The organism is Desulfococcus sp. (assembly GCF_041737845.1).
Classification (GTDB): Bacteria; Desulfobacterota; Desulfobacteria; order Desulfobacterales; family Desulfococcaceae; genus Desulfococcus.
The window spans coordinates 39,969-54,012 of the sequence record NZ_JBGSQX010000099.1; the positions used below are offsets into that span (position 1 = coordinate 39,969).

A 14,044-nucleotide genomic window follows, 5' to 3' on the forward strand; every position below is an offset into this window, starting at 1 on the left:
ACTTATGAAGCAACGCAATACCCAAAAAAAAGGCGGGCAGTCGGGCACGGGGGCATGCCTCCGTGCCCGACTGCCCGCCTGAAGGGGTCCTGATATGGCTAAAATAATTCAACCATCCAAAACAGCATAAAAATGATGCCCACCACCGCAAACAGCTTCAGACCCAAAATGATGTGGTCGCGCAGGGTGTAGGTTTTTGGTGAATAGTCAATCTCCTGGCCCGAAACGGGCCTGGTTTCGATATCGTTTGACGCCTTAAAGCGGTTATTCCGCATAACGCCTCCTTCATACACATAAATGCAGCGCTTACGGCAGCCGGCAGGCTGCCTTTCGGGTGGACGGCTGCGCAGGAACATTGTCACACCATGGCTTCAATGCTCATAAACAAATCACACCTCATGCGGTTTCGGTCGATCGGGGAATCCGATCGCCAATCGAATTGCAGGTGCAATTGCAGTCCACGGGCTTTTTACGGGTTGATCACGAAAGGCATTTATGGCGGCAAGGGGGGGCTCGAATGGGAATCGCCGCGCGGTCGGCACGGTGGGCGAAGCCGGTGTCGTATTCCGAAAGAGGGGATAAGGATTTCCTGGCCAAACCAAACGGAATCCGGCCGAGAATCCATGCGTTTTTAGATGGGCCGTCGAACGTATTGAAATGGGTTCGCCTTCCTTCAGTGAAGGCTGAAACCACACCGGCATCGAAAACAGGCGTGAAGAGAAGGGTCTTATGGCCTGGAGGCGGGTCTTTCAGGCCAACTGACCATTGTGTCTCCGGAACTGCCGGTGTCAGACTGAGCGCCAGCAGCAAAGAGAGGGCGAGCCTCATCGTATTCGTGAGCTTAATCATCGACATAACTCGGCGCTCTCGTAAAAATTCTGAAAAATACTATCGTATACTCCACAACCCAATAACTTTATTCGGGGATAGACCCTGCATTTCGAAATTGGAAAGTTTCCGGAAAAGCATCCATTCTCGTCACATTACCCTGAAATTTTGTCAAGTTCAAGCATGATGAACGGTATTCTTGAACCCACCGATCCAGTGGCTCCTCGGCTGCATGGCGTTCTGATCTGAACCCCGGAGAACCCGCAGAAAAATCTGGGAATCGACTGCGGTGGAAGCGGGGGGAGATATTGAATCGGGTCTCCCAGACTCGACCGCATAGATGATGCCTTGATGGAAGCGCAGCCCCTTTATGTCCACTGCTGGGGAGGTATCAGGCGCACGGGCACGGTGGCAGGCTGTTCTCTGAACGGCGCCGCAAATCCTGCGGCGCCGTTGCCGGTTGATAATCAGAAATCCTTCGCCTGGGCCGCTATGCCTCGGTCCGAAGAGCCAGCGTCACCACGCCTGTGACGCCCTGAAGCTTCGCAAATTCTCGGAGGGAATTGCCGAGGTCATCGGCATCTTCCGCGGCGATGTGCAGGATCGCGCCGAACCCATAGGCGCTCCCAACCAGCAATTGTTTGGCGTTCCCCAAAGAAAGGCTCCACAAAACGTCTTCACTGAAATTTTGTCCTTCAATCATTCCCAGACTTAAGATCATTGTTGTTTCCTCATCGGCGGGTTATCTGCTGCCGCTTCGGTTGATCGGAAAAATGCATCCGTCTCCCGGGCTGCAGCGCATACAACGGGCCGGGCCGGGCTATCCACCATGTATACACAAGGTCCGAAAAAGGTTTACCCATTAACCAGGGTGGTCAAAATTGGGTGATCACAGGTGGTCATTTCTGGGTTGTCATCTATAAAATGTAACGTCAGTCGCCTCAAATTCCATATTGTAGAATTTTTCCGAAGCCCCACCGTGGTAAAGCTGCAATCCTCCTATCTTCGACCTGCTGCCTTCCCAAAATGATTATCTGAAAGACTATAGTTATACCTAACTATGCATAAATGGCTATTGCTGCGGATTGTATTCTATCCCCGCCTACAATACATCATCTTCAATTAAACTTTACCGGTATTGTTGTTTTTGCCACAAAAAGGGCACGAGATGACTTGCGGCGTTGATGAAGTCGGGCACCAAATTAAGACCCACAGCGCTGAGCAACCTGCTGGAAGATCAAGTCGCATAACCTCAAAATCGCCTCTGTCCATTTCTGCGGTTTCGTCCCTGATTCCTTGTCTCCTATGAATTGTGACTTTCTTTTGAAACAATTAGAATTTGTAACGTTTCCGAACCTGATATCGATTTAAACTAAGAAGGAGAATAAACTGTGAAAAAACAAATTCATCGCTCATTGTTTTCTGTCTTGATTCACAAATTTCTTTTGCTTTTTTGTATGTTCACATTCGCTCTGAGTTCGACAGCCTGGGCAGCCCCTGGAATATTGCAAATCGCCACAAGGGACGGATTTTTCAGTAATCAGTTTCCAGACACCCTGATCACTCTAACCCATACCTACTTCTATTGGGCGGATGAGTATGCGGATGCCGACGGCAACGAAAGTGATATCGCCGATACCGATGTCGCATTAGGGATTGTTAGATTGATCAAGCCTTGGCACTTTGGAGACAGTAATCAGTTCCAATACATTTTGGAAGGCATCTTCAGTATGGAAAACCTCAGCATTGAGGGAGCCGATTATGCTTCATCATTTAATGAATCCGGTATCTGGAATCCAATGCTCTATACTTCCCTCGGATGGAACAACGAAAAAAAGACGACACACCTGCAAGCCGCATTGATTGCCGTTGCTCCATGGGGTGATGATGATCTGAAAATTAATCCGGGAGATAATAGCTATCAGGTGATGCCGATTCTCGCATTTCAACAGCAATTTGGCAATTTTTGGATTGATGGTTCCATGGGTTATTACATGTATTTCGATGACCTAAGCTCTACAAATACTTCTGGCAGGGACTATTTCGAAATCAATATCGTCCCCAGCTATCACCTCGGCAATTGGAGTTTTTATCTGCAGGGCGACTATAGAGCCCTCCAGGAGAGTAAGGTGGATGGAGTCGAACTGAACGACGACGGCTACAACGTCTCTCTCTGCGGCGGTGTTGGCTGGTTTTTCAGGCCCGACATGCAGTTGAACTTGAAGTATGAACAGGATATTGACGGTGAAAGTGACCTGCAGGGGCAAGGTTTCAATCTTCGTTGGATGTGGATTTTCTGACAAACCCCTGTCTGGGCGCGTGATGCGCTTGCACGGATATTTGAGTCATGGAGCCATTCCTGTATGTTGTACTAAACGGACATAAATTCCTACACGCATCTTGATTGAGGCTTCCTCCCGGTCAGATCACTTTGTAGATGGGGCTTCCTGAAGCTTTTCTATTCAGGAAACGGGATCCTCTGCGATTTAGGAAATAATGACTTTAACTGGGCCTTCAAATTAGCAGTGCCCCCTCCGGGGGGCTTCCAGTAGCCTCCTGCTGTGCAGGGGGTCGATTACTTAACCCATCCCAATCTTCAAAACATTTTTCATTTTTCATTATCAAAAAAATGAAAACATAATCCTAATAATGAGGAGAAATACAAATGAGGGAAGCAGTCATTGTCAGTGCGGTACGGACACCGCTCGGGGCCTTCAACGGTGCCCTGGGAAATATCGGTGCAACAGACCTGGGCGGCATGGTGATCGCCGAGGCCGTCAAGCGGGCGGGGATCGACAAGGAAGCGGTGGACGAGGTATTGATGGGCCAGGTCCTGCCCTGCGGATGCGGTCAGAACCCGGCCAAGCAGGCGGCGGTAAAGGCGGGCCTTCCCTGGAAGGCTGAATGCATCACGGTCAACAAAGTGTGCGGCTCGGCCCTGAAAACCGTCATGCTGGCGGCCCAGGCGATTCAGTTGGGGGATGCGGATGTCGTCGTGGCCGGCGGCATGGAGACCATGAGCCTGGCCCCCTACTACCTGGAGAAGGCCCGTTTCGGCTACCGAATGGGTCAGGGTCAGCTTCAGGATTCCATGCTTCACGACGGCCTCTGGGACATCGTCAATGATTTCCACATGGGCATGTCCAACGAACTCTGTTCGGAAAAATACAATGTCAGCCGGGAAGAACAAGACCGTTTCGCGGCGGAATCCTACCGCCGTGCCTTGGCAGCCATTGCCGAGGGAAAATTCAAAAATGAAATCATGCCGGTGGGAATCCCCCAGCGCAAGGGGGATCCGAAAATTTTTGATACGGACGAATGTGTCAAAGAAACACCTTACGAAGTTCTGAGTAAAATGAAACCGGCCTTTAAAAACGACGGGGTTGGAACGGCTGGAAATGCCTCCATTATCAGCGACGGGGCTGCGGCAGTTGTGGTCATGTCAAAAGAAAAAGCCCAAGAACTGGGCTGCACTATCATGGCGACCATCGGCGCTCAGGCTTCCTACGGCATTGAAATGAAATATGTGCTGGTGGCCCCCATCTGGGCCATTCCCAAATGTGTGAAGAAGCAGGGGATATCCCTGGAGGATGTGGACCTGTTTGAAATCAATGAAGCCTTCAGCGGAACATCGGTGGCCATCATCAAGGAATTGAAACTGGACCCGGCCAAAATCAATGTTAATGGCGGTTCCGTGGCTTTAGGGCATCCTATCGGTGCCAGCGGATGCCGGGTACTGGTGACATTGCTTTATGAAATGATCCGCCAGAACAAAAAGACCGGTCTGGCGACTCTCTGCCTCGGCGGAGGCGAAGCCGTAGCGATGATTGTGAATCGCTGAATACAATTATTCATTCTTTAGTATTTTTTATGAAAAAGGAGAATCAATAAGTGGAAATTAACACTTTCGGCGTTATCGGTGCAGGACAGATGGGAAATGGCATCGCCCAGGTTGCGGCCATGAGCGGTCTGAATGTGATTATGAACGATATTAAAGATGAATTCGTTCAGCGCGGGCTCGATAATATCACAAAAATTCTGTCCAAAAATGTAGAAAAAGGGAAAATGCCCTCAGCGGAAAAATATGCGGTACTGGGCCGTATCAGAACCAGCACAGACATCAAAGATATGGCCGATGCTGATTTTGTCGTGGAAGCCGCTGTGGAAAGAGAAGACCTGAAATTTAAAATTTTCCGGGCTCTTGATGAAATCTGCAAACCCAATGTTATTCTCTCCACCAATACCTCTTCCATTCCCATCGGCAGGATCGCCGCCCAGACGCGTCGCCCGGAGAAGGTCATCGGAATGCATTTCATGAATCCGGTTCCCGTAATGAAACTGGTGGAAGTCATCCGGGGGCTTGCCACATCCGATGAAACCTTTCAGATCACATGGGATCTTTCCATCAAATTCGGAAAAACACCGGCGGAAGCCAATGATTTTCCTGGATTCATAGCCAACCGCATCCTCATGCCCATGATTAACGAGGCCGTATTCTGTCTTTACCATGATGTGGGGACCCCTGAAGCCATTGATACAGTAATGAAACTGGGGATGAACCATCCCATGGGTCCCCTTGCATTGGCGGATCTGATTGGACTGGATACCTGTCTGGCCGTCATGGAAACCCTGTATGAAGGTTTTAAAGACTCCAAATACCGCCCCTGTCCCCTGCTGCGCAAATATGTGGAAGCCGGATGGTTGGGAAAAAAAACGGGCCGTGGGTTTTACGGATATAAATAGGGTTTGCTGAACTCCTCAGGTTTCCAACTGAACTATCGGGTTTCATTCGGTTGATGGGCGCAGGCCTGCCCCTGAGATCACCGGCTTCTGTATGCCGAGTTGCGTCTGATGATAGATCTACAATAAATGAAATCTAAGAAATCGTAACGGAGACATCCCACATGGCTTTTGAAAACATTCTTTTCACAACGGAAGACGGCATTGCAACCCTGACATTCAACCGCCCCAAGGCTCTCAACGCCCTGAATGCAGCGCTTCTGGATGAACTGTCACAAGCCTTTGACGAAGTGGCGGAAAACGAGGATGTCCGGGTGCTGATACTTACCGGCGCCGGAGACAAATCCTTTGTGGCCGGGGCCGACATCACCGAGCTCGCCATCTTCGGCCCTCTTCAGGCCAAGGCGTTCGCCCATAAGGGCCAGGCCGTTATCAGCAAACTTCAGGTCCTGGCCATTCCGGTAATCGCCGCAGTGAATGGATTCGCCCTGGGCGGCGGGAACGAGATGGCCCTGGCATGCGACTTCATCTACGCCTCGGAAAACGCCACGTTCGGACTCCCGGAAATCAAGCTTGGCCTCATTCCGGGCTTCGGCGGTACCCAGCGGCTGCCGCGGCTGATCGGCGCAAACCGCGCCAAGGAGATGATCTTTACCGGAAAGCTGATTCCGGCGGCCGAAGCCCTGGAGATCGGCATGGTCAACCGGGTCTTCACACCGGACGCCTTGATGGAGGAGGCCCTCAAAACTGCCCGACTCATTGCTGCCAAAGGAAAGGTGTCTCTCCGCGCGGCCAAACAGACCGTCAATTGCGGCCTGAATGTCGATCTGGCCACCGGTCTCGACATCGAATGCGAGGCCTTTGCCCTCTGCATGGCCAGCGAAGACGCCAAGGAAGGCACCACTGCCTTCCTTGAAAAACGGAAAGCGTCATTTAAAGGCGGGCTGAAATAGGGCGAAATTTTTTTAGGCACGACATGGTTTCCTGCCTTTTGCAGAGCCATACTTTAATACTAACCAAAGGAGATTTAAGCATGGCAAAAATGATGAAAACATTTGTTATGAAAAAAATCGGTGAAGTGGGTTTCATGGAAAAACCCGTACCGGATGACCCCGTAGCCAACGGTGCCATCATCAAAACAACCACGGCACTGGTATGCACATCTGACGTGCATACGGTTAAAGGCGCCATCGGAGAGAGATTCGACCATACATTGGGTCATGAAGCGGTCGGTATCGTGGACCGGGTTGGCCATGCCGTAAAGCTTTTCAAACCAGGAGACAGAATCGCTGTCAACGCAATTACCCCGTGCTATAAATGTCACAACTGTCAGCGCGGCTTTCCTTCTCAGTGCAGTGAGCCCCTCGGAGGATGGAAATTCGCTAATATCAAAGCCGGAAGCTTCGCTGAATATTTCCATGTGAATGATGCCGATGCCAATCTCACGCACATTCCCGAAAGCGTCTCGGACGAGGCTGCCTGCTACACTACCGACATGATGTCGACCGGTTTCAAAGGCGCCGAGAATGCAGATATCGTTTTGGGTGGCTCTGCGGTTGTATTCGGCGCGGGGCCGGTCGGTCAGATGGCTGCCGTGGGAGCGCGCCTGTTGGGTGCCGGACAGGTCATTGTCGTCGACTGTGTTCCCCATAGGTTGAAGCTTGCGGAGGACTATGGCTGTGATGTAACCATTAACTTTGAGAAAGCAGATGCAGTAGAAGAAATCATGAAACTCACCAATGGAGAAGGTGTGGATTCAGCCATCGAGGCCGTTGGTGCTCAACTACCGTTTGAAATGGCCATAAACTGTACCCGTCCGGGTGGAACCATATCCAATGCCGGCTACCATGGAGAGGGAGACTACATCAACATCCCCAGGTTGGGTTGGGGGGTCGGAATGGCCGAAAAGACCATCAGGACCCTGCTGTGCCCGGGGGGCAGCGAGAGAATGACCCGATTGCTGCGACTCATCGAAAATGGCCGCGTGGACCCCACCAAACTAACTAGCCATCATTTCAAATTCGACGAACTGGAAAAGGCCTTCTGGATGATGGATAGCAAGGAAGATAATGTGATTAAACCGGTTATCCACTTTGAATAGTGCGCCGGCTCCTATGCAGTCGAGTGTTTTTTTTTAATTTATTTTAAAGTTGTAATACGAATCCGGCAATTATCTACATAAATGAAATTTACTTTTCTTAATCAATTAATTTAAATTGTTATACCTCAAGCAAATTGATACTAGTTCGGATCTTTAATTGCCGGTTTAATATCCTTGTTCTCAAGCTTTCCCACATTTTCATTTCCTGAAAGCCTACAGCTCGGTATTTTCTGAAGTTTTTTCTAAAATTTCCCATCTTCCGTTCTGGTGGTGTGGCTGACATATGAGCTGCCACACCCACCTGCTCTATCGCAACAAGTAGTGACTATTAGCTATTCAGAAACAGTGAATCCTAAGGATTGTATTTATACCCTGCTTGCTCAATAGTAAAGTTATTCGATTTGATGAATCGTGATCGTCAGCGACTTGGAGGCGATTTCATTGGTGGACCTCGGATAGAAAAAAGAACATGGAATATTAACGAATAAATTAAGGAAAAAACATGGAATCCAAACCGAAAGAGAAACGCCACATAAATCGCCTCAAGTCAACCAAACTCGTTCGGCCTTTGGTTGACAAGATGTACCGGGAAGGCGTCGAGGCGGCCGAAAACGGGAAACCGGTTGCCTGGTGCATGGTGAACTGGTGGGAGGCGGATCTGGTGCTTCGGGCCATGGGTGTTACACCGATCTATCCGGAAAACTTTGCTGCGGTCAGCGCCGCCAAAGGGATGTCCCCAAAATACCAAGGCCTCAGCGATGCAGAAGGTTTTCCGACGCATCTCTGTGGTTATGCACGAAATTCAATCGGATATTCGGCGGAGATGAAAAAACTTGGCAGGATTCCGCCGGACGCACCCTTGGGGGGTATGGCTGCGCCCATGCTGTTGTTAGGCTCCGGAATTTTATGCGATACCCGTTTCAAATGGTTTCAGGCCTTGCGCCAGTATTGGGAAGTTCCATCCTGGACCATGGATACACCAAGCTTTGATCCCGTCGAGGATATCAAACCGGATGCGCATCGGAATAATATTCAGTACAAGGTTGCGGGGCTCAAGGCGTTTATCGCATTTCTGGAGCAATTGCTGGGGAAAAAACTGGATATGGATTTGCTGGAGCAATTTATTGCCAACCAGGAGGCGGTTTTCAAAATCTGGTGGGAGATTAATGAACTTCGAAAAGCCAAACCGTGTCCGATTCATTCCCGGGATTTCTGGACGTTAATGGTTATCGGATATTACATGACCTGGGATCCGGAATCTTTGAATTTGTATCAAAAAGTATTCGATGAAGCCAAGGAGAGGGTGGATTCGGGTGTCGGGGCAGTAGCGGAAGAGAAATACCGTTTGATTTTTTCCGAACTGCCACCGTGGCACAGCCTTGATTTTTTTGAGAGGCTGGCTGAACGGGGTTGGAACTTTGTGATGGAAAGCGCCATGTATCATCCGCCGGAACCCATGGTGTTTGACTTATCCAACGATCCCATTGAGCGTATAGCCGCAAATAATTACTGGTTCCAGATCGATCATTTGATCAACGCCAAAAGAAAAGGCTATCCGGTGATCGGGCCGATGCTGCCGCAGGCATACGTGAACTGGGGGATCGAGTACGAGGCTGACGGCATCCTGACCCATTCGTTGTTATCCTGTCGCGCCTGCACCTACTGGCTCACCCATACCACCAATTCGCTTGAGACTGAATTATCTATCCCCGGGATGAACATTGAGGGAGATATCATTGATTTTTCCGTCTTCGATCCTGAGAGTGTCATGCAAAACGTATCAGCGTTTGAAGATGCCATGGATCATTACAAGATGATTCGCAAAAAATAGGCAGGGCTTTTTTAATGCCGTCATAAATAGAGCTATTAAGGAGATTAATGATGCAGACATCTGTAACGCGCGGACTTGAAAAAGCTCAGGATATCTACCGTTCGCGAAATAAATCGGCTGTGGCGCTTGCATCCCGCGGAAAAAAAATCATGGGATATTTTTGTTCCTATGCACCGCTTGAAATGATAACTGCCATGGATTTCTTTCCCTTCAGAATACAGGGCAGTATGGATGAATCCGTCACCAAGGCCGACGCCCATATGCCAACCATCGCATGCCCCATCCTCCGATCCGGCCTCGATCTGGGCTTGAAGGGAAAATACGATTTTATCAACGGGTTCGTTGCCGCCCATACCTGTGATTGCCAGGAGAAATTCTGTTCACTTGTGCAACGCACATTGAATCTTTCATACTACCACCTGATCGATCTGCCGCATGTAGTGAATGCCAATTCCGTGGATCAATTCAAGGAAAAGCTGAAGCTTTTTCAGGCCACCCTCGAGGAACATGCGGGGCGAAAGATGGATAATAACCGGCTGAAAGAGGAGATATCGGTTCACAACCGGCAGCGTGACCTGGTCGCTGACCTCTATATGTTGAGGCGACACGATCCGCCCCTGCTTTCCGGGACTGAGACTCTGCAAATCATGATAGCGCTGATGTGCATGCCCATTGAAGAGGGCTCGCATATGATCGAAGAGATTCTTGAGGAGCTATCGAGAAGGGAGGGGCCCCCTCCCAAAAGCGCCCGGCTACTGCTGTGGGGCTCTCCGTTAACGGAAACCGGGATCGTCCATATGATCGAAAGCGCCGATGCTCATGTGGTCATGGATGATATCTGCGTGGGAACTCGGCACTTCTTTCCGAAAGTTGAAATGACCGACGATCCTCTGGACGGTATCGCACAACGGTATCTTGATGGAATCAAATGCCCGCGAACCATTCGCGATACCACCGCTTCTTTCCAGACGGATTTGGAAGAACGTTTCGGATATTTGAAAGAATATGTCGAGAAATGGCAGGTGGACGGCGTCATCCTTCAGTCTGTGCGCTATTGTGACACGCACGGTTTCGAGGTCCCGGACGTCAAATCCTACTTTGAGCAGATGGGAATTCCGGCCATCTATCTGGAGCATGAATATACAAAGGTTGCGCTGGCCCCCCTGAAAACCAGAGTGGAAGCTTTTCTGGAAACCATCGGATAAATGTTGCGGGGTGAAATTCTTATGATTGTTGCCGGAATTGATATCGGGTCGACCATGACCAAAGTGGTTATTCTGGACGGAGAAAAGGCGCTGGCAAGCGTCATAGGTCCCACAGGACCGGAGCATCGGCACCTAGCCCATAAGGTCATGACAGATGCCTTGCGTCTGGCCGGGATCGCATTCGATGCCTTGTCCTATGTGGTCGCTACCGGTTACGGCCGGATAAATGTGCCCTTTGCAGATAAACAGATAACCGAAATCACGTGCCATGCGCGGGGCGTTGCAGATCTCTTCCCCACGGCCCGTACTGTTATCGACATCGGCGGACAGGATGCCAAAGCGATAAAGTTGGAGAAAGGCATGGTTGGCAATTTTGTCATGAATGATAAGTGCGCCGCCGGAACAGGGCGGTTTCTGGAAGTAATTGCAAGCGCGCTCGATCTGACATTGGCCGATTTGGGGGACTTGTCCATACAGGCATCGGAAAAAGTGAACATCAGTAATATGTGCACCATTTTTGCTGAACAGGAGGTGAGCGCCGCCCTTGCCGATGGTACACCGGTGGCCAATATTCTGAACGGCCTTCATGACGCCATTGCCGGACGGGTGCTCAGTTTGGCCGGCCGGATCGGTGTCGAACCGGACGTTGTGTTTACGGGCGGTGTGGCGAAGAACATCGGTATGGTTCAGGCCATTGAGTCTCGGCTCGGATATCCGGTACTGATAGCCCCTGAACCTCTGTTAACCGGGGCATTGGGTGCAGCCTTGCTGGGAAGGAAAATTGTGGAAAATAATCTGGCAAAAGGTGTTTCCGTCAGGCATTCGTCCCGGCTGTTTCCTGCCGGTACCGGAACTGTTCAAATTCAGTACGATGAAATAGGAGTATAACCATGACATGGACCTGCGGAATTGATGTGGGGACCGCCAGCACCAAGGCTGTTCTCGTCAAGGATGGGAAACCGTATCTGTTTCACCAGATATCATCCGGTCACAACTACAAAGAGACTGCAGTCCGGGTGTTGAAGGAAATTGCAGCCAAGGGAAACCTGGCGAAAAACGATATCTCTCAAACATACGCCACGGGATGCGGCGCGACTCAGGTGACCACTGACAAAGCAACAGTGGGCGATCTGGCGTGCTGTGCACAGGGGGTGCATCACCTGTTGCCGGGCGTGAGAACGGTCATCGAAGTAGGTGATCGTGGAACCAAAGTGATGCGGGTGAATGAAAAAGGAAAGGCAATCAAATTCGTCATGAGTGAACGATGTGCCACCGGCTGCGGTCGTTTTTTGACGATAATTGCAAGGGTGTTGCAGATCAATATCCAGGATGTCGGCGCCCTCTCACTCACTGCACGAAATCCCATCTCCTTTGCCACCGGCTGTGCTGTTTTCGGGGAGTCCGAAGCGATCTCGCGCGTTGCCGAAGGCACGCCCAAAGAAGATATTCTGGCCGGGGTCCACATGGCGCTGGCGACGAAAATTGCAACCATGGTCGAGCGCGTCGGGTTGGAGGGACCGTGTGCCATGGTCGGCGGGGGGGCACTGGATAGAGGCCTTTTGAAACAAGTGGAGAAAAAAATTGGGGACAGAGTGCACGTTCCGGATTTGCCGCAATTTACTGTTGCAGTAGGCGCGGCACTACATACCCAGAAAAATCTCGATTCTTTGAAAGCTGCCGCCGGATTCATATCGCACGATACGACTTTTCAAAGGGGTGTAATTCAATCCCCTTGTAGAATGCATCTAATAAGCAATTGAGGGCGACCGCCAAACCCCAAGGCAGTATTGTTGGCAACCCTTATTACAGGAACAAGGACTTTCCCAAACCATAACTGTGTTTATTGAAACGTAAGGCACTTTATTCGATCTCGGCTCACATTAACTGGAACTATAACAAAATGCTATAAATTTAAAATTTTTATGTGATCGCCTTTTGCCTTTGGTTTCAGTCCACTTGGTTTTAGGCGATTTCTGGAAAAGAACATCCCACATCCGGTCTGCCGCTTTATCCAGCCTCCGGTGCCCCAACATGTGGAAGCCAAACAGAAACCCTGTATGGCTGGGATGTTCTTTTCCAGAAATGGCCTTATCTGTACATCTAATCAGGATTGAATTATTTCTGATTATAACGGATTTTGGGGAGGCCGATTTGAATGGGGCACAATATGTTGAAGCCGAAAGCATGGCCTCTCCAACATATTGATATTAAAAGGAATATAAACCTAGACTTTTTCATAATGATTTACTATAGTTAGAGACCAATCCCTGCCAAGGAGGTCTCTAACTATATGGGCAAAGCAGATACAGGATCCGCCACCCGAAACAATAGAAGCATATGCGTGCCGATTTCTCAAGAAATTTATAGCGCCAATATCGCTGATGCCGGAAATTTCAGGGAATATCTCGATGAATGCATTCTCTCCTTCCCTGAACTGTTTCCGCCCGAAATCAGCAAGGGGTACCGGATGAAGGACATCTACTACTCCCAAAAGCTGTCGATTCCGATTCGGCGCATTGACATCGGCGGTATCCCCTACACGATCCGACCGTCTTTCGTCATGCCGTATATGACTGGTGTCACCGGTGACATCGAGAAAGCACTCTTCATGAGAAAGTTCGGCGTCCCTTTTTGGGCACTGAGCCATGTATTCGGTAAGGATCCCATGTACTGGTACAGAATCGAGCAGACACTTGGCCGAAACAGCATTGTCGGGACAACGGTCAGAAACCCACTTGACATTCCCGAGAATTTGGTCGCCGACGAAAAGCACACCTGGATTCTCGGGAATAAAGCCTATATCGCCACCACCGTTGGCAAAGGATGCATCCTGGGCGCTTCGATCGCAAAAGATGCCGGTGAAGAAGCATTAATGGAAGGCTATGGCGTATTCAAGAATGAAGCGACACGTTTAAACCCTGAATATGCGCCCAAAACTGCAAACACTGACGGCTGGAAAGCCACTCGGAAAGCATGGACGACGCTCTTTCCATCGATTGCCATTATCTGCTGCTTTCTCCATATCTTCATCAAGATCCGCGACAGGGCGAAAAAGAAGTACAAAGCCGTCTTTCTCGATGTGGCGGCCAAATTCTGGGAATGCTACCGCGCGAACAACAAACGCGCATTTTCTCAGCGGATCAGAAGGCTGAGCGAATGGTGCAAGAAGAACGCGGTTCCTGATGCCATTCTAAATCCGATTGAGAAGCTACGTAAGAACATGGTTGACTATAGCGCGGCGTATCATCACCCAAACGCCCATCGGACCAGCAACATGCTGGACCGATTGATGCAGCGAATGGATCGCCATCTTTTCAGCGCTCAATACTTTCATGGATC

Annotated in this window: 12 protein-coding genes and 1 pseudogene; 10 read left to right on the forward strand and 3 right to left on the reverse strand. The window is 50.0% G+C overall.

What is annotated here, in order from left to right; translation table 11 throughout:
* Nucleotides 1-98: 98 nt before the first annotated feature.
* The 3 genes from ACEW8N_RS11405 to ACEW8N_RS11415 all read right to left on the reverse strand — a co-directional run bounded on the left by ACEW8N_RS11405 (nucleotide 99) and on the right by ACEW8N_RS11415 (nucleotide 1,549).
* The gene (locus ACEW8N_RS11405; RefSeq protein ID WP_373499948.1) at nucleotides 99-275 is read right to left on the reverse strand and encodes a hypothetical protein; all 177 of its coding nucleotides are present in this window, start codon (nucleotides 273-275) and stop codon (nucleotides 99-101) included.
* Between the two features lie 205 nt (nucleotides 276-480).
* A complete protein-coding gene (locus ACEW8N_RS11410; protein WP_373499949.1) occupies nucleotides 481-855 on the reverse strand; it encodes a hypothetical protein in 375 nt (124 codons plus the stop codon).
* Between the two features lie 463 nt (nucleotides 856-1,318).
* On the reverse strand, nucleotides 1,319-1,549 hold the full coding sequence (locus ACEW8N_RS11415; protein ID WP_373499950.1) for a hypothetical protein: 231 nt from the start codon (nucleotides 1,547-1,549) through the stop codon (nucleotides 1,319-1,321).
* Between the two features lie 670 nt (nucleotides 1,550-2,219).
* On the opposite strand from ACEW8N_RS11415, the gene ACEW8N_RS11420 reads away from it, so the two are divergent.
* The 10 genes and pseudogenes from ACEW8N_RS11420 to ACEW8N_RS11465 form a co-directional block, all read left to right on the forward strand.
* A complete protein-coding gene (locus ACEW8N_RS11420) occupies nucleotides 2,220-3,128 on the forward strand; it encodes a transporter (RefSeq protein ID WP_373499951.1) in 909 nt (302 codons plus the stop codon).
* 365 nt (nucleotides 3,129-3,493) lie between these two features.
* On the forward strand, nucleotides 3,494-4,669 hold the full coding sequence (locus tag ACEW8N_RS11425) for an acetyl-CoA C-acetyltransferase (RefSeq protein WP_373499952.1): 1,176 nt from the start codon (nucleotides 3,494-3,496) through the stop codon (nucleotides 4,667-4,669).
* 50 nt (nucleotides 4,670-4,719) lie between these two features.
* Nucleotides 4,720-5,571, forward strand: a complete 852-nt coding sequence (locus ACEW8N_RS11430) for a 3-hydroxybutyryl-CoA dehydrogenase (protein ID WP_373499953.1) — start codon at nucleotides 4,720-4,722, stop codon at nucleotides 5,569-5,571.
* A gap of 161 nt (nucleotides 5,572-5,732) precedes the next feature.
* Nucleotides 5,733-6,521, forward strand: a complete 789-nt coding sequence (locus ACEW8N_RS11435; RefSeq protein WP_373499954.1) for an enoyl-CoA hydratase/isomerase family protein — start codon at nucleotides 5,733-5,735, stop codon at nucleotides 6,519-6,521.
* Nucleotides 6,522-6,601: 80 nt separating this feature from the next.
* The gene (locus ACEW8N_RS11440) at nucleotides 6,602-7,669 is read left to right on the forward strand and encodes an NAD(P)-dependent alcohol dehydrogenase (protein ID WP_373499955.1); all 1,068 of its coding nucleotides are present in this window, start codon (nucleotides 6,602-6,604) and stop codon (nucleotides 7,667-7,669) included.
* A 502-nt stretch (nucleotides 7,670-8,171) separates the two neighbouring features.
* Complete coding sequence (locus ACEW8N_RS11445; RefSeq protein WP_373499956.1) at nucleotides 8,172-9,500, forward strand: 2-hydroxyacyl-CoA dehydratase subunit D; 1,329 nt, start codon at nucleotides 8,172-8,174, stop codon at nucleotides 9,498-9,500.
* Nucleotides 9,501-9,547: 47 nt separating this feature from the next.
* Nucleotides 9,548-10,705, forward strand: coding sequence for a 2-hydroxyacyl-CoA dehydratase subunit D (locus ACEW8N_RS11450; protein ID WP_373499957.1), 1,158 nt, complete (start codon nucleotides 9,548-9,550; stop codon nucleotides 10,703-10,705).
* Complete coding sequence (locus tag ACEW8N_RS11455; RefSeq protein ID WP_373499958.1) at nucleotides 10,706-11,593, forward strand: acyl-CoA dehydratase activase; 888 nt, start codon at nucleotides 10,706-10,708, stop codon at nucleotides 11,591-11,593.
* 2 nt (nucleotides 11,594-11,595) lie between these two features.
* Nucleotides 11,596-12,465, forward strand: coding sequence for an acyl-CoA dehydratase activase (locus ACEW8N_RS11460; RefSeq protein ID WP_373499959.1), 870 nt, complete (start codon nucleotides 11,596-11,598; stop codon nucleotides 12,463-12,465).
* Nucleotides 12,466-12,995: 530 nt separating this feature from the next.
* A pseudogene (locus ACEW8N_RS11465) lies at nucleotides 12,996-14,044 on the forward strand (hypothetical protein); the annotation flags it as partial.